This window comes from Pseudomonas sp. NFXW11, from assembly GCF_049887815.1.
Classification (GTDB): Bacteria; Pseudomonadota; Gammaproteobacteria; order Pseudomonadales; family Pseudomonadaceae; genus Aquipseudomonas.
In genome coordinates this window covers 93,867-120,169 of sequence record NZ_JAGEKI010000014.1, presented here as the reverse complement: position 1 = coordinate 120,169, position 26,303 = coordinate 93,867, and the positions used below count along the sequence as shown (strand labels likewise).

At 66.1% G+C, this 26,303-nt stretch carries 23 protein-coding genes; 9 read left to right on the top strand and 14 right to left on the bottom strand.

The window, feature by feature from the left end; genetic code table 11:
- Nucleotides 1-79: 79 nt before the first annotated feature.
- Genes J4P02_RS21125 through J4P02_RS21115 form a run of 3 tightly spaced genes read left to right on the top strand, consistent with a single transcriptional unit; the run spans nucleotide 80 to nucleotide 4,186 of the window.
- Nucleotides 80-1,258, top strand: coding sequence for an acetyl-CoA acetyltransferase (locus J4P02_RS21125; RefSeq protein WP_426193842.1), 1,179 nt, complete (start codon nucleotides 80-82; stop codon nucleotides 1,256-1,258).
- Nucleotides 1,259-1,260: 2 nt separating this feature from the next.
- Nucleotides 1,261-2,802 carry a class I adenylate-forming enzyme family protein gene (locus tag J4P02_RS21120; RefSeq protein WP_426193840.1) on the top strand — a complete coding sequence of 514 codons (1,542 nt, stop codon included), beginning with the start codon at nucleotides 1,261-1,263 and terminating at the stop codon, nucleotides 2,800-2,802.
- Nucleotides 2,803-2,845: 43 nt separating this feature from the next.
- Nucleotides 2,846-4,186, top strand: a complete 1,341-nt coding sequence (locus J4P02_RS21115) for an MFS transporter (RefSeq protein WP_426193838.1) — start codon at nucleotides 2,846-2,848, stop codon at nucleotides 4,184-4,186.
- Between the two features lie 52 nt (nucleotides 4,187-4,238).
- Here J4P02_RS21115 and J4P02_RS21110 read toward each other — a convergent pair whose 3' ends face one another.
- From J4P02_RS21110 to J4P02_RS21100, 3 genes are all read right to left on the bottom strand, one after another.
- Nucleotides 4,239-5,654 (bottom strand): amino acid permease, encoded by a 1,416-nt coding sequence (locus J4P02_RS21110; RefSeq protein WP_426193836.1) that lies wholly within the window; start codon nucleotides 5,652-5,654, stop codon nucleotides 4,239-4,241.
- A 139-nt stretch (nucleotides 5,655-5,793) separates the two neighbouring features.
- On the bottom strand, nucleotides 5,794-6,852 hold the full coding sequence (locus tag J4P02_RS21105) for an ornithine cyclodeaminase (RefSeq protein ID WP_426193834.1): 1,059 nt from the start codon (nucleotides 6,850-6,852) through the stop codon (nucleotides 5,794-5,796).
- A 52-nt stretch (nucleotides 6,853-6,904) separates the two neighbouring features.
- The gene (locus tag J4P02_RS21100) at nucleotides 6,905-7,933 is read right to left on the bottom strand and encodes a histone deacetylase family protein (RefSeq protein WP_426193832.1); all 1,029 of its coding nucleotides are present in this window, start codon (nucleotides 7,931-7,933) and stop codon (nucleotides 6,905-6,907) included.
- 124 nt (nucleotides 7,934-8,057) lie between these two features.
- On the opposite strand from J4P02_RS21100, the gene J4P02_RS21095 reads away from it, so the two are divergent.
- From J4P02_RS21095 to J4P02_RS21085, 3 genes are all read left to right on the top strand, one after another.
- Nucleotides 8,058-8,555, top strand: coding sequence for an Lrp/AsnC family transcriptional regulator (locus tag J4P02_RS21095; protein WP_426193831.1), 498 nt, complete (start codon nucleotides 8,058-8,060; stop codon nucleotides 8,553-8,555).
- Nucleotides 8,556-8,660: 105 nt separating this feature from the next.
- A complete protein-coding gene (locus tag J4P02_RS21090) occupies nucleotides 8,661-9,200 on the top strand; it encodes a dihydrofolate reductase family protein (protein WP_426193829.1) in 540 nt (179 codons plus the stop codon).
- Nucleotides 9,193-9,738, top strand: coding sequence for a TetR/AcrR family transcriptional regulator (locus J4P02_RS21085; protein WP_426193827.1), 546 nt, complete (start codon nucleotides 9,193-9,195; stop codon nucleotides 9,736-9,738). Before J4P02_RS21090 ends, J4P02_RS21085 begins: the two co-directional genes overlap by 8 nt.
- A 15-nt stretch (nucleotides 9,739-9,753) precedes the next feature.
- Here J4P02_RS21085 and J4P02_RS21080 read toward each other — a convergent pair whose 3' ends face one another.
- Together J4P02_RS21080 and J4P02_RS21075 are read right to left on the bottom strand one after the other, a co-directional pair.
- On the bottom strand, nucleotides 9,754-10,347 hold the full coding sequence (locus tag J4P02_RS21080; protein ID WP_426193825.1) for an ATP-grasp domain-containing protein: 594 nt from the start codon (nucleotides 10,345-10,347) through the stop codon (nucleotides 9,754-9,756).
- Nucleotides 10,341-10,535 (bottom strand): hypothetical protein, encoded by a 195-nt coding sequence (locus J4P02_RS21075; protein ID WP_426193823.1) that lies wholly within the window; start codon nucleotides 10,533-10,535, stop codon nucleotides 10,341-10,343. Before J4P02_RS21075 ends, J4P02_RS21080 begins: the two co-directional genes overlap by 7 nt.
- A 231-nt stretch (nucleotides 10,536-10,766) precedes the next feature.
- Here J4P02_RS21075 and J4P02_RS21070 point away from each other — a divergent pair, with 231 nt between their 5' ends.
- Nucleotides 10,767-12,386, top strand: coding sequence for a serine hydrolase domain-containing protein (locus J4P02_RS21070; protein ID WP_426193821.1), 1,620 nt, complete (start codon nucleotides 10,767-10,769; stop codon nucleotides 12,384-12,386).
- An 8-nt stretch (nucleotides 12,387-12,394) separates the two neighbouring features.
- Here the strand turns inward: J4P02_RS21070 and J4P02_RS21065 are convergent, their stop codons facing one another.
- The 6 genes from J4P02_RS21065 to J4P02_RS21040 all read right to left on the bottom strand — a co-directional run bounded on the left by J4P02_RS21065 (nucleotide 12,395) and on the right by J4P02_RS21040 (nucleotide 20,883).
- Nucleotides 12,395-12,823, bottom strand: coding sequence for a hypothetical protein (locus J4P02_RS21065; RefSeq protein ID WP_426193819.1), 429 nt, complete (start codon nucleotides 12,821-12,823; stop codon nucleotides 12,395-12,397).
- A gap of 202 nt (nucleotides 12,824-13,025) precedes the next feature.
- The gene (locus J4P02_RS21060) at nucleotides 13,026-16,094 is read right to left on the bottom strand and encodes an efflux RND transporter permease subunit (RefSeq protein ID WP_426193817.1); all 3,069 of its coding nucleotides are present in this window, start codon (nucleotides 16,092-16,094) and stop codon (nucleotides 13,026-13,028) included.
- Between the two features lie 8 nt (nucleotides 16,095-16,102).
- Nucleotides 16,103-17,299 carry an efflux RND transporter periplasmic adaptor subunit gene (locus J4P02_RS21055; RefSeq protein ID WP_426193815.1) on the bottom strand — a complete coding sequence of 399 codons (1,197 nt, stop codon included), beginning with the start codon at nucleotides 17,297-17,299 and terminating at the stop codon, nucleotides 16,103-16,105.
- A 12-nt stretch (nucleotides 17,300-17,311) separates the two neighbouring features.
- Nucleotides 17,312-18,865, bottom strand: a complete 1,554-nt coding sequence (locus tag J4P02_RS21050) for an efflux transporter outer membrane subunit (RefSeq protein ID WP_426193972.1) — start codon at nucleotides 18,863-18,865, stop codon at nucleotides 17,312-17,314.
- A 363-nt stretch (nucleotides 18,866-19,228) separates the two neighbouring features.
- Nucleotides 19,229-19,678, bottom strand: coding sequence for a PTS sugar transporter subunit IIA (locus tag J4P02_RS21045; protein ID WP_426193813.1), 450 nt, complete (start codon nucleotides 19,676-19,678; stop codon nucleotides 19,229-19,231).
- 173 nt (nucleotides 19,679-19,851) lie between these two features.
- Nucleotides 19,852-20,883, bottom strand: coding sequence for an ABC transporter substrate-binding protein (locus J4P02_RS21040; protein ID WP_426193811.1), 1,032 nt, complete (start codon nucleotides 20,881-20,883; stop codon nucleotides 19,852-19,854).
- A 230-nt stretch (nucleotides 20,884-21,113) separates the two neighbouring features.
- On the opposite strand from J4P02_RS21040, the gene J4P02_RS21035 reads away from it, so the two are divergent.
- Nucleotides 21,114-22,031 carry a LysR substrate-binding domain-containing protein gene (locus J4P02_RS21035; protein ID WP_426193809.1) on the top strand — a complete coding sequence of 306 codons (918 nt, stop codon included), beginning with the start codon at nucleotides 21,114-21,116 and terminating at the stop codon, nucleotides 22,029-22,031.
- Nucleotides 22,032-22,123: 92 nt separating this feature from the next.
- Entirely contained in the window at nucleotides 22,124-23,278 is a 1,155-nt protein-coding gene (locus J4P02_RS21030) for an alpha-hydroxy acid oxidase (RefSeq protein WP_426193807.1), read from the top strand.
- Nucleotides 23,279-23,328: 50 nt separating this feature from the next.
- Here the strand turns inward: J4P02_RS21030 and J4P02_RS21025 are convergent, their stop codons facing one another.
- The 3 genes from J4P02_RS21025 to J4P02_RS21015 form a co-directional block, all read right to left on the bottom strand.
- Nucleotides 23,329-24,393 (bottom strand): NAD(P)/FAD-dependent oxidoreductase, encoded by a 1,065-nt coding sequence (locus J4P02_RS21025; RefSeq protein WP_426193805.1) that lies wholly within the window; start codon nucleotides 24,391-24,393, stop codon nucleotides 23,329-23,331.
- Nucleotides 24,394-24,540: 147 nt separating this feature from the next.
- Nucleotides 24,541-26,076 carry an MFS transporter gene (locus J4P02_RS21020; RefSeq protein ID WP_426193803.1) on the bottom strand — a complete coding sequence of 512 codons (1,536 nt, stop codon included), beginning with the start codon at nucleotides 26,074-26,076 and terminating at the stop codon, nucleotides 24,541-24,543.
- Entirely contained in the window at nucleotides 26,073-26,249 is a 177-nt protein-coding gene (locus J4P02_RS21015; protein WP_426193801.1) for a hypothetical protein, read from the bottom strand. Before J4P02_RS21015 ends, J4P02_RS21020 begins: the two co-directional genes overlap by 4 nt.
- Between the last annotated feature and the right edge of the window lie 54 nt (nucleotides 26,250-26,303).

The following is a 26,303-nucleotide window of genomic DNA, read 5'->3' as shown; positions in this document are numbered from 1 at the left end:
TAGTTGCCCCAACTAGCGTCTGATTCCGGCGCTGGGCCATTGTAGGGAAAGCTCGCTTCAAGGACAGAAGAAAATCACCATGACCCACGCTTCAGTATCCATAGTCGCCGCCGCCCACAGTCCTTTCGGTCGTCTTGACAATTGCAACCTCGAAGACCTGATCGTCCAGGTCACCCGCCAGGCCCTGGCGGATGCGGCGATCGACGCTGGGGAAATCGACGCGCTGTTTCTCGGGCACTTCAACTCTGGCCTGGTGCCGGACGGTTTTCCCGCCTCGCTGATGCTCCAGGCCGACCCACAACTGCGCTTCAAGCCCGCCACCCGCTGCGAGAACGCCTGCGCCTCGGGCTCGGCGGCGATCCAGGCCGGGATCAATGCCATTCGCAGCGGTGCCGCCGAGCTGGTGCTGGTGGTGGGCGCGGAAAAAATGACCGACAACGGCACCGCCCAGGTTACCCGGGCGCTGGCCGGCGCCGGTTACCAGAATGCCCCGCAGGAGGCCGGCCTGAGCTTTGCCCAGTTGTTCGGCCAGGTGGCCCAGCAATACACCGAGCGCTACCACAGCCCGCTGGCTTCGATGGCGGCGATTGCGGTGAAGAACCACGCCAATGCCATGGCCAACCCCCTGGCGCAGATGCACCGGCAGCTGGATTTCGAGCACTGCAACAATGTTTCCCAGAGCAACCCGGTGATTGCCGAGCCGCTGCGCCTGACCGACTGCTCGCTGATCAGCGACGGTGCCGCGGCGATCATCCTGGCCTCGCCGCTGCGCGCCCGTTCGTTCCGCCGCCAGGTGGCGATCCGCGCCATGACCCAGGTCAACGACCTGCTGCCGATGTCCAGCCGCGACATCCTCGCCTTCGAAGGACCGCAGCGCGCCATCCATGGCGCCTTGCGCGAAGCCGGGGTGACCCTGGGCGACATGAGCTTCGCCGAGGTCCACGACTGTTTCACCATCGCCGAGTTGCTGATCTACGAGGCCATGGGCCTGGCGCCCCGGGGCGAGGGCCATCGCGCCCTGGATGAAGGCACGGTGCGTCCCGGTGGGCGCTTGCCGGTCAACCTGTCCGGTGGGCTCAAGGCCAAGGGCCATCCGGTGGGTGCCACCGGGGTGTCGATGCACGCCCTGGGCTTCCAGCAGTTGATTGGCGAGCCCATTGGCCTGGGTGTGCCCCGCGCCGAATTCGGCCTGCTGTTCAACATGGGCGGCATGGCGGTGGCCAACTACGCCTCGGTCCTGCAAGCCGTCAGGGCCTGAGCATGAATATCGCGCTCTGGCTGTTCGATGCGGCCCAGCGCTGGCCACGGCGCCCGGCGCTGTTTGCCGGCAGCCGCCAGGTGGCCGACTACCAGGCCTTCGCCGCACGGGTGCGGGCTCGCGCTTTGCACTTGCGCCAGGAGCACGGCATCGCCCCGGGTGAGCGGGTGGCACTGTTGATGAAGAACAGCTGCGACTACCTGGAACTGCTCTACGCCATCTGGTGGAGCGGGGCGGTGGCGGTGCCGGTCAATAGCCGGCTGCACCCGCTGGAGGCGGCCTGGATCATCGGCAATGCCGGCGCACGCCTGGTCTATACCGATGCCGGCAGGGTCTTCGAGCCCGGCGCCCTGGCGGAGGCTTGCCGTGAGTTGCCCGGTTATGACTTGCCGCCATTGCCTGCGGTGCGTGGCGATGAACTGCTTGAGCCCTGGCCCCGCGAGGCGGATGAGCTGGCCTGGCTGTTCTACACCTCCGGCACCACCGGGCGTTCCAAGGGGGTGATGCTGTCCCATGGCAATCTGATCGCCATGTCGCTGTGCTATCCGCTGGATGTCGACCCTGTGAGCAGCGGTGATGCGGTGGTCTATGCCGCGCCGCTGTCCCATGGCGCCGGGCTCTACAACTTCATCCATGTGCGCTGTGGGGCCCGGCATGTGCTGCCGCAGTCCCGCGGGTTCGATGCACCGGAGCTGTTCGGCCTGGCCCGGGAGCTGGGCGCGGTGAGCCTGTTCGCCGCGCCGACCATGGTCAAGCGCATGGTCGAGCAGGCCCGGGCCCAGGGTTATGCCGGCGAGGGCATCAAGACCATCGTCTACGGCGGTGCGCCCATGTACCAGGCCGACCTGAGCCAGGCCCTGGACACCTTCGGCCCGCGGCTGGTGCAGATCTACGGCCAGGGCGAGTGCCCGATGAGCATCAGCGCCCTGTCCCGGGAGCAGATCGCCGACCGTGCGGCGGGCGACTGGCCGGCCATCGCCGCTTCGGTGGGGCGCGCGCAATCCTGCGTCGAGGTGCGCATCCTCGATGCCGAGGGCCAGCCTGCGGCGCCGGGCGTGCCCGGGGAAATCGTGGTGCGCGGCGCCCCGGTGATGCAGGGCTACTGGGACAACCCGAGCGCCACCCAGGCGGTGCTGCTGGATGGCTGGTTGCACACCGGCGATATAGGTTTCCTGGATGCCCGGGGTTACCTGACCCTCACCGATCGCAGCAAGGACGTGATCATTTCCGGTGGCAGCAATATCTACCCCCGGGAAGTGGAGGAAGCGCTGATGCAGCACCCCGGGGTATTCGAGGTGTGCGTGGTGGGCGAGGCGGATGCGCAATGGGGCGAGTCGGTGGTGGCCTTCGTGGTGCTGCGCAGCCCTGGCAGCCTCGACCCGCAAGCGCTCAACGATTGGTTCGTGACGCGCATGGCGTCGTTCAAGAAACCGAAGAAATACCTGTTTTGCGCCGAGCTGCCGAAAAACAGCTATGGCAAGATTCTCAAGAGCCAACTACGCCAGCGGTTGCAGGACCCGACAGGGCCCGGCGGCAACCCCTGAGCCCCTTTTTCCATGGACCGCAGTCAGACAGGAGTCTTCACACATGGACGTGTCATCCCGCAATCCCCAGCCCCAGCGGCGCCGGGCCTTTATCGGCGCCACCACCGGTCATTTGATCGAGTGGTACGACTACGGCGTCTACGGCTTTCTGGCGTTGTATATCGGCAAGGCATTCTTCGTTTCCGCTGACCCCAGCACCAGCCTCCTGGCAAGCTTCGCGGCCTTTGCCCTGAGCTTTTTCATCCGTCCCCTGGGCGGGCTGTTCTTCGGCCCTTTGGCCGACCGCATCGGCCGGCGCAAGACCCTGATCACCGTGCTGGTGCTGATGGCCGGTTCCACCTTCCTGCTGGGCCTGTTGCCCACCTATGCCAGCATCGGCATCGCCGCACCGATATTGCTGGTGCTGATCCGCTGCGTGCAGGGCTTTTCCGCCGGCGGCGAGATCGGCACCATCACCAGTTTCATTTCCGAATACGCCGGGCCCGGGCGTCGCGGCTTCGCCACCTGCTGGCTGATGGTCACCGCGGTGCTGGGCCTGTTGCTCGGCGGCGCGGTGGCCAACGGCATGACCTGGGCCCTGGGCGCCGAGGTGATGCAGGACTGGGGCTGGCGCATTCCCTTCCTGCTGGCCGGGCCCCTGGGTTTCATCTCGCTGTATATCCGCCTGAAGCTTGAAGACAGCCCGGAGTTCCTGGCCCTGGTGCACGCCGGCGAAACTTCCAAGGCGCCGCTGCGGGAAGTCTGGCAATGGAAGCGCTCGATTGCCCTGGTGTTCTTCATTATTACCCTGCACAGCTCGATCTTCTATCTGGTGCTGACCTTCGCCTCGACCTACATGTCCAACACCCTGAAGTTCGACAGCGGCACCACCTTGCTCTATGTGTTCGTCGCCAGCCTCTCGGCGGCCCTGGTGATGCCCCTGGGCGGCGCCTTCACCGACCGTTACGGGCGCAAGCCGTTCCTGCTGGTGATCGGCACCCTGGCCACCCTGGCCATGTACTGGTTCTTCAAGGCGGCGCCGGGCGCTACCCCGGCCACGCTGTTCTGGCCGTTGATGGCGGTGGCGATCCTGTTCGGGCTCTATGCCTCCTCGACCTACGCCCTGATGAGCGAACTGCTGCCCACCCGCATCCGTTCCACCGGCATCGCCATGGCCTACAACATCCCGGTGGCGGTGTTCGGCGGCAGCGCGCCGCTGATCTCCACCTGGCTGATCAAGATCACCGGCGATATCACTTCCCCCTGGTATTTCTACGTGGCCACTGGCGTGGCTTCGCTGATTGCCCTGGTGGTGCTGCGCAAGGAGGATTTCGTCGCCGGGGTTCCGGCTGCACCACGTGCGGACAGCGCGCCTTCGCCCATGCTGGTCAATCCGGCGCCTTGAGCCTGGCCCGGTGGACCGCACCACTGCCGGTGCGGTCCATCCGCCTTGCCTTTCAGGGGCATGGTTGCGCCGCTGCTTGAGCCGGTCGCCGGCTGCGTCCCACCCCCAACTGATAGGCCACCCCCAGCCAGATAAACCACGCCGGCATCACGCACAGCGCCAGGCGGGTGTCCGGGCGCAGGGCCAGCAGGCCGAGGACGAACAGCAGGAAGGCCAGGGCGAACCAGGCCATGGGCACGCCGCCGGGCATCTTGTAGCGGGAACGGGCATGCAGCTCGGGGTGCTTCTTGCGGTAGGCGATGTAGGACACGAGGATGGTCGACCAGGTGAAGATCACCAGGATCGCCGACACCGTGGAGACCAGGGTGAAGGCGGTCATTACCTCGGGAACTATGTACAGCAGCAGAACCCCCAGCAGCATCAGCAGGGCGCTGAACAGCAGGCTGAGCAGGGGCACGCCGTGCCGCGACAGGTGCTTGAACAGGCGCGGTGCGTTGTTCTGGCTGGCCAGGCCGAAGAGCATGCGGCTGGCGGAGAACACCCCGCTGTTGGCCGAGGAGGCCGCCGAGGTCAGCACCACGAAATTGACGATGCCCGCCGCTGCCGGAAAGCCGGCCACCAGGAACAGCTCGACGAACGGGCTCTTGTTCGGCGACACCTGCTGCCACGACGTCACGGCGATGATGCAGGCCAGGGCCAGCACATAGAACAGGATGATGCGCAGCGGAATGGCATTGATCGCCTTGGGCAGGGTGCGCTCCGGGTCGCGGGTTTCCGCCGCGGCGGTGCCGATCAGCTCGGTGCCGGCGAAGGAGAAGATCGCCATCTGGAAGCCGGCGAAGAACCCCAGCAAGCCATTGGGCAGGGCGGCCTGGCGGTCCAGCAGGTGGCTCAGCGAGGCGCTCACGCCGGAAGGCGAGACAAAGGCGCTGGCGATCAGCACCCCGCTTACCGCGATTAGCGTAGCCACGGCCACCAGCTTGATGATGGCGAACCAGAACTCCACCTCGCCGAACAGCCGCACCGTCAGGGCATTGAGTGCCAGCAGGGTCAGCAGCATGGCGATCGCGGGTATCCAGGCCGGCACCTCGGGGAACCAGTACTGGAAGAAGCCGCCCACCACCACCGCATCGCCCACCACCGCCACGCTCCAGCTCAGCCAGTAGGACCAGCCGAGAAAGAACGCCGCGCGCGGCCCCAGGTAGGCGCCGGCAAAGTCGGCGAAGCTCTTGAACGCCAGGTTCGACAGCAGCAGTTCGCCCATGGCGCGCATCACCAGGTACACGAACAGGCCGATGATCATGTAGATCAGCAGGATCGAGGTGCCGGACATGGCGATGATCTTGCCCGAGCCCATGAACAGCCCGGTGCCGATGGCGCCGCCCATGGCCATGAGCTGGATATGACGGTTATGCAGGGTGCGTTGCAGCGCGGGGCGCACGGGAGCCCCGAGGTTGTCTTGAGTCATCACAAAACCTCTTGATTTTATAGTTGTCGAGTTTTGGCAGTGGAAGCGGGTAGCGGCCGCGGTAGCTGTTATAGGGGGCGGCGCTGTGCGCTGGGGCCATGAACAGGGGCACGTCCCTGTTCATGGGCCAGCACTGGGCTCAGCCGGCGACCTGGCGCGGCAGTGGCGGCGCCTGATCCTCGGCCGCGCCGATCAACTGGTACAGGTCCTTGATATTGGCCGGGGTGGGCACCAGGTGGATCTGCTCGCCAATTCCGTGCTCACGGGCCAGGTCATGCAGGTAGCGCAGCGAGGAGAAGTCTTCCAGGGCAAAACCCACCGAGTCGAACACCGTGACCTGCTCGGCATGCTCGCGCCCCGGCTCCAGGCCCTGGGCGATACGGAAGTACTCGGTCACCGCAAAGTCCGCCGGCAGTTGCTGGATATCGCCCTCGATGCGGGTCTGTGGCTCGAACTCCACCACCACCCGGGCTCGACGCAGGATCTCGGCGTGCAGCTCGGTCTTGCCCGGGCAGTCGCCGCCCACGGCGTTGAGGTGCATGCCGGGCTCGATCATCTGGGGGGTGAGGATGGTGGCGTAGGCCTTGTCGGCGGTGACCGTGGTGACAATGTCCGCGCCCTTGACCGCATCACTCACGGAGCTGGCGATACGCACCTGCAACTGCGGCCAGGCCGCCAGGTTGTGCTTGAGCTTGCGCGAGGCCGCAGGGTCGATATCGAACAGGCGCAGCTCGTTGATGCCGAGCATTTCATGGAAGGCGATGGCCTGGAATTCGCTCTGCGCGCCATTGCCGATCAGCGCCATGCTGTTTGCCTGGGGTCGTGCCAGGGACTGCGCCACCAGCGCCGAAGTGGCGGCGGTGCGCAGGGCGGTGGTTAGGGTCAGTTCGCTGAGCAGCAGCGGGTAGCCGCTGTCCACCTCTGCCAGCACGCCGAAGGCCATCACTGTCAGCAGCTGTTGGGCGGGGTTGCCGGGGTGGCCGTTGACGTACTTGAAAGCGTACTGGCGGCCATCGTCGGCGGGCATCAGCTCGATCACCCCGGTGGGGGAATGATTGGCGGTGCGCGGCGATTTCTCGAACGCCTGCCAGCGCTGGTAGTCGGCCTGGATATAGCCGGCCATTTCACCTATCGCCCGGCCGATGCCCAGGCGGGCATAGAGGCGGGCGGCCTGATCCACATCGATAAACAAGGTCATGGGTTTTCCCTCTCGCTCGGAACATTGAACACTGCGGTGCGCTGCAGGCGGATCAGCCGTTGGCATGGCCGTGCAGCACGTTGACGGCGTTGATGCCGATTTCATCCACCATGTAGCCCCCCTCCATGACGAACAGGGTCGGCACGCCGACGCTGGCGATCACCTGGCCCATGCCGAGGTAGTCCTGGCTTTCCAGGAGGAAGTGGCTGATGGGGTCGTCCTTGAATGTGTCCACGCCCAGGGACACCACCAGCAGCTCCGGAGCGAAACTGCGCAGCCGGGTGCAGGCCTCCAACAGGGCCTGGCGGTAGCTGTGCCAGGTGGTGCCCTTGGGCAGCGGCAGGTTCAGGTTGCAGCCTTCGCCGGCGCCGCTGCCGCGCTCGCTGGCGAAGCCCGAGAAGTAGGGGTAGGACTGCGCCGGGTCGCCGTGCAGGGAGACGAACAGCACGTCGGCACGGTCGTAGAAGATGTTCTGGGTGCCGTTGCCGTGGTGGAAGTCCACATCCAGCACAGCCACCCGCTTGGCGCCCCGGGCAATCGCCTGTTGCGCGGCAATGGCGGCGTTGTTCAGGTAGCAGTAGCCGCCCATGTATTCCCGTGCGGCGTGGTGGCCTGGCGGGCGGCACAGGGCGAAGGCGCTGGGCTGCCCTTCATCGATCAGGGCCAGGGCGGTGAGGGCGATATCGGCACTGGTGCGCGCCGCCTCCCAGGTGCTGGCGGTGATCGGCGAGCCGGCGTCCATGGCGTAGAAGCCCAGCTTGCCGTCGATGAATTCTGGCACCTGCTGGTTGGCCAGGTCGCGCACCGGCCAGACCAGGGGCAGGGCATCGTGGCGCCGGCCAATGGCGCTCCATTCGTGCCAGGCGTTTTCCAGGAAGGCCACATAGCGCTCGCTGTGGGCGGCGACGTAGCAGGACCGATCGAAGGTACGGGGCTGGATGATCTCGCCCAGGCCCACGTGGCGCACCCGGTCGCGCACGGTGTCGGCGCGGCTGGGTTGCTCGAAGGAGGGCTTGAGCACCCCATCCTTCAATTCGGTGCCATGGTGCAGGCGGTGGGCTTCACTGAAGACGGTAAGCATCGGGGTCGCATCCATTGTTGTTGTCCGGTGCAAATAGTTTGTTCCGGCACGGCGGCGATTTCTTTGCTTTCTGTTTGGATGAAGGTAGATTTTTGGGTAAATATTTTCTTGTCTGTGGCGACTTATGAAAAAAATGACTCGAGGTGTGGCGCTGGACGATACCGACCTGGCGATTCTCGGCCTGCTGCAACAGGACGCGAGCATCTCCAATGCCGAGCTCAGCGAGCGTTTATCGCTGAGCCTCACGCCCTGTTGGCGACGGCGCAAGCGCCTGGAAGAAGAAGGGGTAATCAGGGACTACCAGGCCAACCTCGACCGGCGCCTGTTGGGGCTGGATATCCTGGCCTTTGTGCATGTGCGTTTCGCCACCCACTCGGACCAGACCCCGGATGATTTCGAGGCAGTGATCATGCGCCTGCCCGAGGTCCAGTCATGCCACAAGATCACCGGCGATGCCGACTACCTGCTGCAGGTACTGGCCCGGGATCTGGACAGCTACAGCGATTTTGTCGAACAGGTGCTGCGGCGCCAGCCGGGCATCGCCTCGATCCAGTCGAGCCTGGCCCTGCGCGAGGTCAAGGCCACCAGCCGCTTGGCGATTCCCCACGGCGTGGCGCGCTGAGCGGTTGCCAGGCCACTGCCACGAGAGGGCGATTGGCGCTTGCCAAGCCGCCCTGAAAGTGAATTATCATACGTTGTATGTTAATTCCCTTGAGAGGCAGCGCACATGGCATTCGGCAAGGTCTTTATCGCCACCTCGGTAGACGGTTTTATCGCCCGTGACGACGGCTCCATCGACTGGCTGCCCGCTGGCCAGCCCGGGGAGGATTACGGCTACGGGGACTTCATGGCCTCGGTGGACGGCATCGTCATGGGCCGCGGCACCTACGACAGCGTGCTGGCGTTCGAGCCCTGGCCGTTCGCCAAGCCGGTGGTGGTGCTCAGCCGCAGCCTTGCGCAGCAGGATGTGCCACAGCATCTGCAGGGCAAGCTGCGCATCTGTGCCGCTGCGCCTGAGGAGTTGGTGGCGCAGTTGCGCGGCGAGGGCTGGCAGCGGGCCTATATCGATGGCGGTTCGGTGATTCGGGCTTTTCTGGCGGCCGGGCTGATCGACGAGTTGACCCTGACCCGGGTGCCGGTGCTGCTCGGCAGTGGCCGGCCGCTGTTCGGCGCGCTCGCGCAGGACCTGCACCTGAGCTGTGTCGAATCGCGGCTATACCCCGATGGGCTGGTCAGCAGCCGCTACCGGGTGCTGGCTGATGAGTGAAACCCGCAAACGCAGCGGTCGGCCCGCTGCCGGGCAAGCGCTGCACCTGGATCAGGTGCTGGACGCCGGCTTGAGCCTGTTGGAAGAACTCGGCGCCCAGGGCTTTGGGGTTCGCGCCCTGGCCCGGCAGTTGGACATTACCCCGATGTCGGTGGCTTATCACGTGGGCGACCAGCACAACCTGATGCGCCTGCTGGTGCAGCGGGTGCATGGCCAGCCGCTGGAGGAACCCCAGGCACAGCTGGCACCGCGTGAGCGAGTGCGGGCCTTGCTCGGCCAGTACCTGGCGCGGGTGCGCCAGCATCCGGCCCTGACCCTATGCGTGTTCGCCGACCCGCAGCTGTTCGAAGGTTCCCTGGCGGCCTTCAGCGAGCGCTTGCTGGCTGAGGTGCGCGGCTTCGATGCCGAGCCCGAGCTGCTGTTCGAGTTGCTGGTGGACTACTGCCACGGACACGCCCTGGCGCTGGCCCTGGCGGGTGAACGCGGGCAGGGCCTGGAAGGTGCCTTCGACAAGGGGCTGCAGCGTTTGCTGCGCTGAAGGGCGGGCAGGGGTTCAGCGGGCGCTGGCCAGCAGATCGGCAAAGCCTTGCGCCGTCCATTCCTTGCGGTCCGAGACCTGGCCGTCGCCCAGTTCCACCAGGCGCAATGCGCCGTCGTCCCGCTGCACCACATCCACCGAGAAGAAGGGGCTGTCGATCAGCGCCGCGCATTCTTCTACTAGCGCGGGCACCTCGCCGTTTGCTGCATAAGCTCGGCCTTCGAGCACAAAGTAGCGCCGCTCGCTGTCCTCCAGGTAGTGCTCGCCGCGGCGGACGCAGATCCCGCCCTCGATCTGGCCGCGATACTGGCGCATGCGTTCAACCAACGGGGCAATTTCCTCAGGCCGCTGCACCAGGCTGCCGCTGCCGGTGTTCAGCGACTTGACGTAATCCTTGATGAAGTAACCCGGCCAATCCAGGTCGGCGAGGGCCTGGACAAAATCGCTGTCGGCCGCCAGCACCCGGGTTTCGCAGGTGTAGCGCGCCAGCAGCGGATACCACTGGGGCAGGTGATGGCAGTGCTGGTACTGGGCTGCCGTGGTGATGGGCAACGCACCTTTGGCCTGCAGGTGCTCGAGCAAGGAAGCGTAGCGTTCGGGTGTCAGCATCCAGCCGCGATACAGCACTTGCTGGCCGGCTTCGAGGGGGGGCGGGCCTTGAAGCTGCCGCTTTCGAAGTCTTCGAAACTGAACAGCGAAGCCCTGAGCCCGGCGGCCAGTACCGCCTCGTATTCTTCGAGGTACTGCTCGTCTGGGCGTTTCGGGTCGAAGGGGTCGCTGGGGTAAAGCAGATGCATGGCGGATTCTGCCGGCTGGGGCGCTGCGCGGGATGCGCAGGGGCGCTGTCTGGGGGCCGATCATAGCGGTAATTGCGGTGCTGATGGGGCGGCTTGCGCGTCTCTCACACTCCTGCACGTTTATTCACAGAAAATTACCGCGAGCAGACAGATTGCAACGCAGGCGATGGGGATACTGGCCGCGCTCTTGATGAACCCGAAGGGTCGTTGTGCACAGAGGAAATTCCCCCCATGCGTTCTATGTTTGCAACCTTGTTGATCTCGACCCTGAGTGTCGTGCCGCTGGCCAGTGCCGGCAGCCTGCCGGCGTTCGACAAGGTGTTCGACGATATCAAGGCCGATCAACCCGGTTGCGCCGCTGGTGTCATGCGCAACGGCCAGTTGATCTGGTCGGCCGGCTATGGCGCCGCCGACCTGGCCTCGGGCCGGGCGATCGAGGCCGATACCCTGTTCAACCTGGCGTCGGTGTCCAAGCAGTTCACCGGTTTTGCCATTCTCCAGCTCGAGGCCGAGGGCCGCTTGCAGCTGGACGACCCGCTGCGGCGCTTTGTTCCGGAATTGCCGGCCTATGCCCAGGGCATCAAGGTCCGCCACTTGTTGCATCACACCTCGGGCCTGCAAGATTACATGCTGCTGGCGGAACTGGCCGGGGTGGCGCCATCCGCGGCCTTTACCCAGCAACAGGCGCTGGATCTGCTGGTGCGCCAGAACAGCCTGATGTTCCCCGCCGGCAGCGAGTTCAGCTACAGCAACAGCGGCTATATCCTGCTCTCGACCATTGTCGAGCGGGCCTCGGGCATGCCGCTCAAGGAGTTTGCCCGCCAGCGCATCTTCCAGCCTCTGGACATGAACCGTTCGAGCATCCAGGACCGCTACCCGCTGCAGCTGGCCAACCTGGCCCGGGGCTATGAGCAGAACGAGCAGACCCAGGCCTATGTCGCCACTGATGTGCGCTGGGAGCAGACCGGCGACGGCCAGGTGCACAGCAATGTGGCGGACCTGATGCGCTGGCTGCGCAACCTGCACACCGGGCGGGTGGGGGGCAAGGTGCTGGCGGCGAAGATGCGCCAGAGCGACGCGCTGAACGACGGCGACCCCGGCTATTACGCCATGGGCCTGGCCAACCGCAGCTATCGTGGCTTGCAGGAGGTGTCCCACAGTGGCAGTTGGGCCGGCTACAGCACCGATGTGGCCTGGTACCCGAAGCTGGATCTGGCCACCGCGGTGCTGTGCAATAGCTCGCAAGGCCAGGCCTCGGTGCGCGGGCACCGTTTGCTGGATGCCTGGCTGGGCTCGCCCGAACCGCAGGTGGATCCGCAGATTCCTCCTGCGCCGCCGAGCATCAAGGCACAGCCCAAGGCCCCGTTGAGCACCCTGGTGGCCGGCACCTATGTGGATGATGCCGGGCATGAATTCCAGCTGCAGCGCAGCGGCAAGGACTATGTCCTCGACACCTTCCTCGACCAACTGCCCCTGTACCGCCAGAGCGAGCAACTGCTGGCGGCGGACGACGACGGCACGCCGCTGTATGTGGCGGCGACTGTGGATGGCCGCATAGCCGCCACCAACCCGGCCTCCACCTACACCTTGGCCCAGCCCTGGAAACCACAGGATATTCGCCGCTATGTCGGCCTCTATGCCCTGGAAACCAGCCCCGGGCAGCTCAAGGTCTACCCGCGCCAGGGCAAGCTCTATGTGCGTATCGGCCAGCACAGTTACCCCATGCAGGCGCTGACCGCGGAACGCTTTCGCGCTGGCAACCTGGGGGTGATCCGCTTCGAGGAGGACGCCACGGTGCTGACCAGCAGCGTGGCGCGCCATCTGCGCTTCAAGAAAGTGGTGACGCAGTAGTGGCCGGCTCAAGGGGCCGGAGGCGGATTAGCGTTGAGGAATATCTGCAGCTTGGAATCCAGCTCGTCAGCGGGCGCGGCCTTCGCCTCGGGCGCAAGCGGCTGCGCGCGCTGCTGCAGGGCCAGGGGCGTGATCAAGCCCGCAGTGCGTGATGAGTGCGCTGTGGCGGCTTGCAGGGAATAGCCCGAGTACTCCTTTATGCAGTTCTCCTTCTCCATGCCCTCTGCGGCGAATTGGCAGGCCTGCTGACTGTTGCGCTTGAAGCAAGCCGCGCGTGCGGAGGCTTGCAGGCGGTTCTGGCAGGAACCCACGGCCAGCATGATCTGCACCACCTTGCCCCAGCCCTCGCCACCGGCGAAGGAGTCGGCATTGGCTGGGCTGGCCATCAGTAAACAACTGCAGAGCATGAGGCAGTACGGCAAGGCTGGCTTGAACATCCGGGTTCTCCGCAGCAAGGGGTGACAGGCGGTGCAAGCTGTACCGCCCGGGCGATTGATGCCTGCCCAATGGGCAGCCAAGGCTCGAGGATAGCCCGGCAAGATGACCTGGTTGTTTCACCGCGCCACGGCGCTGATCAAGGTTTCGCTCGTGATTCCCGGCGTGCCGGCCCGAGCCCCGTTGCTGAGTCTCGCGGCCGCATCAATGGCCGCGGGACGCCTCCAGGCCTTCCTGCGCCTGGGGCGCCGTGGCCTGGTGGTTGGTGCCAATAAACAGGTACATGGCCGGCACCATGAACAGGGTCAGCAGGGTGCCGATGGACAACCCGGAGAAAATCACCAGGCCCATGTCGTGACGCCCCGCGGCACCCGCGCCGGAGGCCCAGACCAGCGGCACCACCCCCAGCACCATGGCCGCGGTGGTCATCAGGATCGGCCGCAGGCGTACCGCCGCGGCTTCCTCGATGGCCTCGCGCTTGCTGTGCCCGGCCAGTTGCAACTGGTTGGCGAACTGCACGATCAGAATCCCGTGCTTGGTGATCAGCCCCAGCAGCGTCACCAGGCCGACCTGGGTGTAGACGTTGATCGAGGCGAAACCCATGGTGATAAAGGCCAGGGCGCCGAACAGGGCGGGCGGCACCGAGAACAGGATCACCACCGGGTCGCGGTAGCTTTCGAACTGGAACGCCAGGGCCAGGTAGACGATCAGGATCGAGAACAGCAGCAGGCCGACAAAACCCCCGGATTCCTGGATGAACTGCCGTGACTCACCGGCGTAGTCGGCGGCATAACCGGACGGCGCCACCTGTTGCAGGATGCCCTTGAGCCGCCCCAGCAATTCGCCCTGGGCCACGCCGCTGACCCCGGCCAGGGTCGCCGAGTTGAGCTGCTGGAAATGGTTCACCGATTCCGGCTCGGTGCGGGTCTCGATATGGGCCACGGTGCGTGCCGGAATCATCGCCCCCGACGGGGTGCGGATGTAGTAGTCGAGAATCTGCTCGGGGTTCAGCCGGTCCACTTGCAGCACCTGGGGAATCACCCGGTAGGAGCGCCCGGCGGTGGCGAAGTAGTTCACGTAGTTGCCCCCCAGGGCCGCCGACAGCGCGGCGCCGACATCGGCCTGGGTCATGCCCAGGGCGGCGATCTTTTCCCGGTCCACCACCAGTTTGGCCTGGGGCTTGTCGAGCTTGAGGTCGAGGTCGGAAAACCAGAACAACTGCTGCTTCAGCGCCTCGGCCTGCACTGCCTGGGCCACTTCGTAGAGGTTTTCCACCGATTCGGTGGTGGTGATCACGAACTGCACCGGCAGGCCCTGGGCCCCCGGCAGCGAGGGCAGGGGGAAGGCGGCGATGCTGGCGCCTGGCACCTGGTTCCACTTTTGCTGCAGCTGCAGAATCAGCTGCGCCTGGCTGCGCTGGCGGTCCTCCCAGGACTTGAGCAGCACCCCGCCCAGGCCCTGGTTCAGCGAGGGCAGGCCGGTGAGCTGGAACATCTGCAGGTATTCGGGCTCTTGCTTGGCGATCTGGAAGGCCTGGTCGGCGATGCGCTCCATTTGTTGCGGCGAGGCGGTGGGCGCGCCCTTGATCTGCATGAACACCAGGCCCTGGTCCTCGGTGGGCGACAGCTCGCTCTTGGCCGTCATGCCACTGGCGGCCACCAGCACAAACAGCAGGAAACCGAAGGCCACCAGCACCGGCCAGGCGTCCAGCCCGGCTGCCAGCACCCGGTGATAGCGTCCGCGCAGCCAGTCGAAAGCGCGGTCCAGGCGCTGGGCGAAGCGGCCTTCCTCCTGGCCGCTCTTGAGCAGCCTGGAGGTCATCATCGGCGACAGGGTCAGGGCGATCACCGCCGACACCGTCACCGCACCCGCCAGGGAAAAACAGAACTCCTTGAACAGCGCCCCGGTGAGGCCGCTGCGCAAGCCGATGGGCACGTAGGCGGCGATCAGCACCACGGTCATGGCGATGATCGGCCCACCCAGTTCCCGGGCCCCCAGCAGCGCCGCTTGCAGCACGCCGCGGCCTTCCTCCTTGATATGCCGGTCGACGTTCTCCACCACGATGATCGCGTCGTCCACCACCAGGCCGATGGCCAGCACCAGGGCCAGCAGGGTCAGCAGGTTGATCGAGTAGCCCAGCAGGTACATGACGAAGAAGGTGCCCACCAGCGACAGCGGGATCGCCACCAGGGGCACGATCACCGCACGGAACGAGCCGAGGAACAGGTAGATCACCACCGAGACGATGAGCATGGCTTCCGCCAGGGTCTTCACCACTTCGAAGATCGAGGTGTTGATGAAGGCCGTGGAGTCGTAGACGATCTCGCCGCGCACCCCGGCGGGCAGTTGCGACTGCAGTTCGGGGAAGGCCTCACGGACTTTGCCGGCAACACTGAGGATATTCGCCGTGGGCGCCACCTTGATGCCGATGAACACCGAGCGCTTGCCGGAGAAGGCCACGCTGCTGTCGTAGCTTTCCGCTCCCAGGGTGACGTTGCCCAGGTCTTCCAGGTACACCAGGGCGTCGCCATTGTGCTTGACCACCAGGCGCTTGAATTCATCCACCGTGTGCAGGTCGGTGCCGGCAGTGAGATCCACGCTGATCATCTGGCCCTTGGTCGAACCCACGGCCGACAGGTAGTTGTTGCTGGCCAGCGCCGTGGCCACGTCCTGGGCGGTGAGGTGGTGCGCTGCCAGCTTGCCGGGGTCGAGCCAGGCGCGCAAGGCGAACTGGCGCCCGCCGAGGATCTCCGCGGTTTGCACGCCTTCCAGGGAGTCGAGCTTGGGCTTGACCACCCGCACCAGGTAATCGGTGATGTTGTTGGTGGCCAGGGTGTCGCTGTAGAAACCCAGGTACATGGCGTCGGTGGTCTGGCCCACGGCCACCGACAGCACCGGCTCCTGGGACTGCGCCGGCAGCTGGTTCTTCACCGAGTTGACCTGGGTGTTGATCTCGGTCAGCGCCTTGCTCGAGTCGTAGTTCAGGCGCAGGGTCGCGGTGATGGTGGACAGCCCGGTGATGCTGCTGGACGACAGGTAGTCGATGCCCTGGGCCTGGGCGATGGCGGCTTCCAGGGGCTGGGTGATGAAGCCGGCCACGGTGCCCGCGTCGGCGCCGTAGTAGTAGGTGCTGATGGTGACCACGGTGTTCTCGGTGCGCGGCCACTGGTTCACCGGCAGCTCGAAGATCGAGCGCAGGCCGAGAATCAGGATGAACAGCGAAACCACCACCGCCCAGACCGGGCGCTTGATAAAGGCATCGGTGAAGTTCATGGCCGCCCCTAGTGTTCTTGTGGCGTCGGCGCGGGATCGTTGAGGGGCGCGCCACGCTCCTCGATCTGCACCGGCGAGCCGTTCTTGAGCTTCATCTGGCCACTGGTGATGACCAAGTCGCCTTCCTTGAGCCCGGACAGCACCGCCACCTGGTCGCCGCGGGTGGGGCCGGTCTGGATAAAGGTCTGTTGCGCGCTCAGGCGTTTCTGGCCGTGGCCATCGTCCCCTTCGCTGGCGATGAACACCGTGGTGCCGTAGGGGTTATAGGTGACCGAGGTCTGCGGCAGGGTCAGGTAGCGCTGGTTGCCGCCCGAGGCCACCACGGCCCGGGCGAACATGCCCGGTACCAGGCTGTGCTTGGGGTTGTCGATGGTGGCTTCCATCGTGACATTGCGCGTGTTGGGGTCGAACTGGGTGTCGATGCTGCTGACCCGGCCGCTGAAACTCTGCTGCCCCAGGCCGTCGGCGCTGACCGTCACGCTCTGGCCAATGGCAACTTGCTGCACCTGGGCTTGGGGCACGTTGAAGTCGATGTAGATCGGGTCGAAGGTCTGCAGGCTGGCAATCTTGTCGCCCGGGTTGAGGTATTGCCCGGGGTTGATCGCGGTGATGCCGATGCGCCCGGCGAAGGGCGCGCGAATGCTTTTCTTGGCCACCAGCGCTCGTTGCTGGTCAGCCGCTGCCAGCTTGGCCTTGAGGTCGGCTTCGTCGGCCTCGACCTGAGCCTGGGACACCGCCTTGATCGTCAGTTGCGCCCGGTCGCGCTTGAGCACGGTGCCGGCGAGGGCGGCGGTGGCTTCCAGGGCTCGCAACTGGGCGATGTCCGAGTCGGCATTGAGCTGCACCAGCAGGTCGCCGGCGGCCACTTCCTGACCGGGCTTGAAGCCGATGCTGCGCACGATGCCGCCGACCTCGGTGGTGAGGTCGACGCCGCGCACGGTCTTGATCGAGCCGACGGCGGCCACGCTGGGCTGCCAGTCCTGGTACTGGGCCTTGCTGGCGGTGACCACGGCAGCGGGCAGCGGCACCTTGGACTGGGCGATCAGCTTGGAGATCTGCGCGAACTTGACCCCGCCGATCAGTGCCACGATCAGCAGCACCACCGCCAGCATGATCAGCGTGGGCCGCAGCAGCCGGCGCTTGCGCGGCGCTTGTGGGGCCGCGGCAGGGTGGGCAGTGGAGGAACCGGAATCAAGGTCGGCCATGGTGGATCTCACTCAAGGCAAGGGGGCAGGGCGGGAGGTCGTCCCGGCGGGCGCGTCGTGGCGCTTGGGGTACATCTCGTCGAGCGATGGCAAACCAAAGCGGTCGGGGTGGCCTTGGCTGGCGGGGTCGACGTCCTGGCGTTGCCACCAGCCACCGCCCAGGGCCATGAACAGCGCGCTGCTGTCGCTGTAGCGCGCGGCCTGGGCCCGGACCCGGCCGAGAACCGCATTCTGGTAGGCCTGCTGCGCGGTCAGCAGGTTGAGGTAGCCCACCGCCCCCAGGCGGTATTGCGCCTGGGCCAGTTCCAGGCTCTGGCGCGCGGCGGTTTCCGCGGCCACTTGCTGGGCCAGGGTCTCGGCGTCGGCCTGCAAGGCCCGCAGGGCGTTGGCCACATCCTGGAAGGCGCCGAGCACGGTGCCGCGATAGCGCGCCGCGGCCTGCTCGTAAGCCGCCACGGCAGCGCGCTTGCGGTGCTCCAGGGCCCCGGCGTCGAACAGTGGCTGGGCGATCGAGCCGGCCAGGCTCCAGACCCCGGTGCCCGAGGAAAACAGTTTGCTGCCCGCCAGCGCCGTGGAACCCAGGGCCGCAGTGATGCTGAACTGGGGCAACTGATTGGCGATGGCCACGCCGATCTCGGCGCTGGCCTGATGCAGCTGGGCTTCGGCGGAGCGCACATCGGGCCGCTGTTCCACCAGTGTCGAAGGCAGGCTCAGGGGCAGTTCCTCGGGCAGGTGCAGGGAGGCCAGCTGGAATGTTTCGCCACGGTCCTGGCTGGGGAAGCGCCCCAGGTAGGCCTGCAGCTGGTTGCGGGTCTGCGCCAGCTGCTTGCGCAAGGGCGGCAGGCTGGCCCGGGTCTGCGCCAGGCTGGCTTGCTGGGTCAGCACTTCGCTGTCGCCCAGGGCCCCGAGGCTGCGCTGTGCCTGCAGCAATTCGAGCTGGTCCTGCTGCAGGCGAATCAGGCTGTCGGTCGCGGCGATCTGGTCTTCCAGCGCAGCGAGGCTGATGGCGGTGTTCACCACATTGGTGCTCAGGGCCAGGTAGGTGGCCTCCAACTGAAAGCGCTGGTAGTCGGCCTGGGCGCCGCTGGCCTCGATCTGCCGCCGATTGCCGCCAAACACGTCGGGGGCATAGGACAGGCTCAGGGACGCCGAATTGACCGTGAAAATCTGCCCTGAGGAACCGCCGGCCGCAGCACCGGCACCGCCCAGGGCGCTGGCACCGGAGCCTTTCTGCCGGGTCTTGGACGCCGAGGCACTCAAGGTGGGAAACAGCGACGCCTGCTCGGCGTACAGCAGTTCATTGGCCTGGCGCAAGGCGGCCTGGGCCGCGTCGATATCGGGGTTGGCCCGCAATGCTTCCTGCACCAGGGCATCGAGTGCCGGGGAGCGGAACAGGGTCCACCATTGCCCGGGAATATCCATGCCGGCCACCAGCCGCTGCGCCGCGCCAGCGCTGTCGATCGGTGCCGAGGCGCTGCGGGCGGGCAGGGGCTGAGCGCTGTAGTCGGCATTCGGCGCAAGTGGCGGGCGACTGAAGTCTGGGCCCACGGCGCAACCGGCGAGCAAGGCGAGGCATATCAACGGGGCAGTCGGCAGCAGTCGCCGAAGGAAAATGGGCTGAAAACATGCTCGACCCGCGCGGCCATGGTGGTACGACGGCCTGCCGCCAGTCGATGCAAACGGCTGCTGGTACTCGTTCATATTCTCTCTGATTGATCGATCCGTGGGATGCATCAACGCGAATATGGATCTGGCGCGACTGCGGGACAGCGCCGCCTGCGGCGACTTGGCCGCAGGTGTTCTGAACGTTAATGGATGGCTTGACTAACCGCCAATAGAGTAAATCTTGCGTGGGTTGCTGATCGGTGCCCTGGGACTATCCAGGCGCCGACTCGCATGCGCCGTGCACCGGCGCAGACACTGCGGGTGCTACCACAGGTCGAACAGCAGCTTGACCTGCTGCGGCTCACGGCACAGGTGCAGGGCCTGGCGAAAGCGCGGGTTGCCGAACAGCCGGGCGCTGTCCGCCAGCAGGTCCAGGTGCTGTTGATCGGCGGGTGTGGGCACCAGCAGCACCAGGATATCGCTCACTGGCTGCTGGTCGGGGGCGGCGAAGGCCATGGGGCTTTGCGGGCGCAGGTACAGGGCATGGATGTGATCGAGCTCGGCGAGCCGTGCATGGGGCACCGCCACGCCATCGCCGATGGCGGTGCTGGCGGCCTGTTCGCGGCGCCACAGGCTGGCGCTGACCCAGTCGGCCGGCAGTTGCCGGGTTTCTTGCAGGTGCTGGCCGACCTGTTCGAACAGCCGTTGTTTGCTCGAGACGTTGACCGCCAGGAGGATATCTTCGACCTGCAGGTAGCGGGCGACTCTGCTCATGGGCTTCTCCGGAAGTTTCGGGCCTGGCTTGCAGGCAATTGAAGCGCATCTGCCGGGGCCCGGGGAGAGGGAGCGGGCAGTCTTTACGAACTCTTTAGATGGCCCGCCCAAACAGGCTCCCTACCCCAGCCTGCGCAGCGTGCAGTGCCCGGCTCGCCGCCGGGCGGGCATCCCTAGCGCGCGGCCCAGGCGTTGAAGCGTTCCTCCAGCTCATGCCCGTGGTCGATCCAGAATTCGCTGTCAACCTTCAATGCCTTGCCCATGTTCTGCGGGGCGGTGGGGAAATCGAGCTGGATCTGGGGGGCGATCAGCGCCAGCGTCGCCTTGTGGGTCGGGCCGTTGTGCATGATCTCGGCGAACACTCGCTGCTGCGCCGGCAAACTGGCAAAGGCGATGAACTTCAGGGCCGCCGCCAGGTTCGGGCTGCCCTTGACGATGCCCCAGCTGTCCATGTCGTAGAGGCTGCCGTTCCACACCAGGGGGAAGTCATAACCGGCCTTTTGCGCGCTGATGGCCCGGGCGGTATAGACCGAGGTCATGCTGACATCCCCAGCCGCCAGCCACTGCAAGGGCTGGGACCCCGATTCCCACCACTGGATCTGTTGCTTGATCTGGTCCAGCTTGCGAAAGGCACGGTCCACGCCATCGGACTCGCGCAGCACCTGGTACACCTGCTCGCGTGGTACGCCGTCGGCCATCAGGGCGATTTCCAGGGTCAGCTTTGCGCCTTTGTGCAGGGCGCGCTTGCCGGGGAAGGTGGCCAGGTCCCAGAGGTCTGCCCAGCCCGTGGGGGCCTTGGGCACGGCCTTGGGGTTGAACACCAGCGCGGTGGACCAGATGAAAATGCCCACACCGCATTCGCTCAGGGCGCCCTCGACAAACTCGCCGGGGGTCACGCCGGGCAGTGCCGGCAGTTGTTCGAACAGGCCCTCGTCACAGCCGCGCTGGATATCGGCATGGTCGACTTCGACCACGTCCCAGGCCACGCTCCCGGTCTCCACCATGGCCTTGATCTTGCCCAGTTCGCCGTTGTATTCGCCGGCGTTGATGGCAATCGAGTGTTGTTGCTCGAAGGGGGTGTAGAACGCCTGCTGCTGGGCTTGCTTGTTCAGGCCGCCCACGGAAATGACGGTCAGGGAATCGGCCTGGGCAAGGGGGCAGAGCAGCGCCAGGGTGGTGACAACTGGTTTAACGATTTTGTGCATGGCTGGTCTTCCTTCTTGTTGTTATTTTCAAGATCGCGAGAACGATCCTACCGAGCACGGCAAAGGCCGGTGAGGAATAAAAGGCGCGGCCGATGGGACAGTTTTTCCCGCTGCATTTGAAAGGCCCCCCGCCCTGGTGCCAGCAGGCCGGGTAAGATCGAAACCCTGGCCCAACCCTGTATCAGACGCTGTGCCCGAAGCCTGCTTCGGGCCCGAACAGGAGTTCATCCATGCACAACTTCAGTGATTACCGTCTGCCTTCCCTGGATGCCCTGCTGGCCTTCCAGGCCGCTGTACAGTGGCAGAGTGCCGAGCGCGCGGCCGACGCCCTGGCACTGACCGGCAGCGCCCTGCGCAAGCGGATTGCCGGCCTGGAACAGCGGCTGGGCGTGACCTTGTTCGAGCGCCAGGGCGGGGCCCTGGTGCTGACGCTGCAGGGGCAGGTCTACCTGGAGCAGATCACCCCCATCCTCGCGCAGTTGCTGGCGATCCCCGGGCATCAGCGTCCCGTGCAGCGCCAGCAGCACCTGAGCGTGAGTTGCCCGCCGACCTTCGCCCGGCAGATCCTCATCCCGCGCCTGCAGGAGCACAGCCAGGCCCACCCGGACGTCGACTTGCAGGTCCAACTCAGCGCGCCCATGGGCGGCGTCGAGGGTGGGGCCTGCGACGTGCTGGTCAGTGGCGACAGCGCCGAGGTCGAGCCGGCTCGGCGGCTGCTCGACGAACGCTTGCAACCCATGGCCGCACCGGCCTTGCTGGCGCGTTATCCGGGCCTGGACCCGGTGCGGGATTTTGCCCGCCTGCCGTTGCTGCGCTCGCCCCTGGAACCCTGGCGGCCGTGGTTCCGGCAAGCCGGCCTGGCGCTCGCCGAACCCGCTCAGGGCCCGGCCCTGCTGGACCTGGGAATGATGCTCGGGGCTGCCGCCAAGGCCCAGGGGGTGGTGCTGGCACGGCCCTCCCTGGCCCAGGCGTGGCTCGACGATGGGCAACTGGTGGCGATTGGCGAAGTGCGCAGCGAGCCCTCGTTTCACTATCAACTGCAGGTTCGGCAGGCGTCGTCGGCGGCACAGGCCTTCAGCACCTGGCTGACGCGGATCTGTAATGAAGCGGTGCAGGAGGCAGAGTCGCGATTGCGATTTTCGTTGTAGGAAAATTACGCCCGACAGGTGCGAAATCATTTCCCGGTGGCACTCCAGCAAGGAGGTTAGTCTCGCGCTGAATCGCCATCGGGAGCACCACCATGCCCATCATCACCTGCATCGAAGACCTGCGTGTCATGGCCCGGCGGCGGGTGCCGCGAATGTTCTACGACTATGTCGATGGCGGCTCCTGGAGCGAGAGCACCTACCAGGCCAACCAGGCCGACTTCAATCACATCAAGCTGCGCCAGCGGGTCGCGCGCAATATCGAGCAGCGCTCGCTCGCTACCCGGCTGCTGGGCATGGACATGGCCATGCCGCTGGCCATAGCGCCCACCGGCCTGGCCGGCATGATCCATGCCGACGGCGAGATCCTTGCCGCCCGCGCCGCCACCGCCGCGGGCATTCGCTACACCCTGTCGACGGTGAGCATCTGTTCCCTGGAGGACATTGCCCAGGCCATTGCCGCACCGTTCTGGTTCCAGCTGTATGTCATGCGTGATCGCGGCTTTGTCGCCAGCCTGATCGACCGAGCCAAGGCTGCCAGCTGCGACGCCCTGGTACTGACCCTGGATCTGCAACTGAGCGGCCAGCGCCACAAGGACCTGAAGAACGGCCTGAGCATTCCACCCCGGCTGACGCCTTCCAGCCTGTTGAACATCCTGGGCAAGCCACGCTGGATCAAAGGCATGCTCGGTACGCGCCGGCGCCACTTCGGCAACATCATGGGGCATGTCAGGGGCGTGGATGACATGGGGCAACTGGCTGAGTGGACCTACCAGCAATTCGACCCCAGCCTGTGCTGGGACGACATTCAATGGATCAAGGAACGCTGGGGCGGCAAGCTGATTCTCAAGGGCATCCTGGATGTCGAGGATGCGCGCCTGGCGCTGGCCAGCGGCGCCGATGCCCTGGTGGTCAGCAACCACGGCGGGCGCCAGCTGGACGGTGCGCCCTCGAGCATTCGCATGTTGCCGGCGATTGTCGAGGCGGTCGGCGAGGGGATCGAAGTCTGGCTCGACAGCGGCATCCGCAGCGGCCAGGACGTCATCAAGTCGCTGGCCCTGGGCGCCCGCGGGGTGATGCTCGGGCGCGCCCATCTGTATGGCCTGGGAGCGCTGGGCGAGGCTGGAGTGGCCAAGGCGCTGGAAATCATCGCCACCGAAATGGACCTGACCCTGGCACTGTGCGGGCACATCGATGTGCGGCAACTGGATCAGCGCATTTTATTGCCGGGCACTTACCCGCAGGCCTAGGGCGCGCTGATGAATGACCCGGTAAACCTTGCCTGCCCAGGCACCGAGGTTCAGTCGAAGCGTGCCGGGCGGCAGGGCGCAAGCTCACTGCGGGATTGCCCGTGCAGCAACTCCTGGCTGACCAGCCGGCCGACGCTGGCCGCCAGGGTCACCCCGGAGTGCATCACCGCCAGGTACAGGCCCGGGCAGGTGGCGCTTGGGCCAATGATCGGCAACTGGTCTTGCGGCATTGGCCGCTGGCCCACCTCCACGCTGCGCAAGGTCGCGCCCGCCGCTCCACGCAGGCTTTGCTGTACGGTGGCCAGCGCCTGTTGCGCCAGGGCGTGCGGCCCCTGTGGGCCGGCCTCGGCGATAAAGTCCTCGGCCATCAGCAGGCTGCCATCCGCGGCTTCGCGAATCTCCATCTGGTTGCTGGAAATCAGGGTCTTGACCAAACCTGGCGGAGCGTCGATGCGGATCAGGATCGACGGCGAGGCCTGCACCGGCAGCACAAGGCCCAGGGGCGCCAGCAGCGCCGGTGTGGCGCAACCGGCGGCCAGCACCACCCAATCGGCATGGCAGGGGCCGGCCGGGGTATTCACCCCGAGCAGCCGCTGGCCGTCATGGCGCAGGCTCAGTACCGGGGTGCCTTCCCGCACCTGGGCGCCATGGGCCCGGGCGCCGTCGAGCAGCACCCGGGTCGCGGCCACCGGGTCGAGGCAGCCCTCGGCGTGGGCATAGCGGGCCCGTTCCGGTACCGGGTTCAAGTTGGGTTCCAGTTGGGCGACCTGAGCCCGCTCGAGCCAGCGGACCGATGGGCTGTCCTGTGCACCCTGGGCGTTGGCGCCTTCCAGGGTGGCCTCAGTGTAGGACAGTGCCCCGGACCAGTTGATCGACAAGGCCGGCAGTTCTTCCTGCAGGCGCCAGTAGTCCACCAGGGCCTGTCGGCGCAGCGGTTGCATGGCGGCGGGCAACTCGTCGGCGAGGTTGATCCAGGCAAATGAATGGCCGGTGACGCCGCAGGCGGCGGTGCCTTGCTCCAGCAGCGTCACCTGCGCGCCCTGGCGGGCCAGGTGGTAGGCAATGGAGGCACCGACTATGCCGGCGCCCACCACTATCACAGTCGAACCCTTCATCTGCACCTCGTCGCGGCAATGGTTGGCGCACGTTAGTCGCTCGCCACAGGGGCGGGCAATTGGCTGATTGTTATGAATTTGCAAACGCCAGGCCGCTACCGGTTGCGGTAACGGCCTGGAACCTTTGCAAGGCTGTGGCGTGGCGTTTTACTGGGGCTTGAGCTGCAGGCCCTGGGCCTGGGGCAGCGGGTTGCGCATCAGTCGGCCCACCACCAGGGCGCCCAGCAGGGCGAGGAGGCCGGCCACCGTCAGCACCAGGCCGAAGCCACTGACAAAGGCTTGCTGCGCCAAGGGTTCGACCACCGCCCGAGCCGATTCCGGCAGGCCGGCCAGGGCTCCCTGCATGTCGCCGGCCACCACCCGCGAGGCGATTTCCGGCGCCCGTCCCCGCCAGGGCAGCTGCTGCAGGCTGTGTTGCAGCCGTTGCAGGCTATGGCTGCCCAGCAGGGCACCGAACACCCCGATGGCCAGCATGATGGCGCTGAAACGCATGGTGGTGCTCATGCCCGAGGCCATGCCGGTGCGCTCCCGGGGCACGCAAGCCATGATGTTTTTCTGCGTGTCGCCATTGAGCAGCCCGGCCCCGGCGCCGGTCACGGCAATGGCCAGGGCGAAGCTCAGGTAGCCACCCAGGTGCAGCGCCCAGGCGCTGAGCAGGTTGCCGCAGCCCACCAGGGTCAACCCGGCGGCCATCAATGTGGCCGGGGCGTAGCGAGCGCTCAGGCGGGCGCCGATCCTCGGGCAGATGAGCATGGTCAGGGCGAAGGGCAGCATGCCCAGGCCGGAGGCGATGGCGCTGAAGCCCAGGCCGTTCTGCAGGTAGAAGGGCAGCAGGGTCATCATCACCTGGGCGCAGCCGGCGTAGGCGAACATGCCCAGCAGGGCGCCGATAAAGCGTGGATGGCGGAACAGTTGCAGGTCCACCATGGGCCGGCTCTGCACGCGCTCCACCACCACGAACAGCCCCAGCAAGGCGAGTCCCGCCAGCAGCCGGGCGGTGGTGCCCGGATGGCTCCAGCCGATCCGATTGGCCTCGATCAGGCCCCAGATCAGGCACAGCAGGGCGCCACTGAAGGCCAGGCTGCCCCAAGGGTCGAGGCGCGCTGCCTGGGTATCGCGGGATTCGGGTACATGGCGCAGTACGCACCACAGCAGCAGCGCGCCCACCGGCAGGTTGAAGTAGAAGATCCAGCGCCAGCCCAGGTACTCGGTGAGCAGCCCGCCGACGGTGGGCGCGGCGGTCATCGCCAGGCCCATGCAGGCACCCCAGAAGGCCCAGGCCTTGGCCCGCTCCACCTCGTCATGGAAGGTATGGCCGATGGAGGCCAGGGCCGAAGTCAGCAGCAAGGCTGCGCCCACGCCCTTGAGCGCCCGGGCCAGGTCCAGCAGCAAGGCACTGGGCGCGGCACCGCAACCCAGGGAGGCGAGGATGAACAGCCCGAGGCCGCAGAGCAGGGTTTTCTTGCGACCGAAGCGGTCGGCCAGGCTGCCCGCCGGCAACAGCAGGGCGGCGAAGGCCAGCATGTAGGCGCTGACCACCCATTCGATATCGGCGAAGTTGGCCCCCAGGTCGCGAGCGATGCTTGGCAGGGCCACGGCGACGATATTGGTGTCGAGGACGATCAGCGAGCAGACCCCGGAGGCGGTCAACAGGGTCAGGCGTGGGTTGTTCGGATGGCTCATGGTGCGCTCCGCCCGTTGAGGGGGTCGATTGCCTGGGCCGTCTTGAGCAGGCTCTGGGGGGTGTCCAGGGTGAGTGTTGCTTTTTGCGCAATCCTGGCCTGGAGGTTCGAGGCCAGGGCGCCTTGCAGTTTGCAGCCGGTGATTATTGCCAGAAACAGGGGTTTGACGCGCATGGCACGGGCTCTCTACTGTAAAGGTCCGCCCAGCTTATCCTGGCCGTTGAGGGT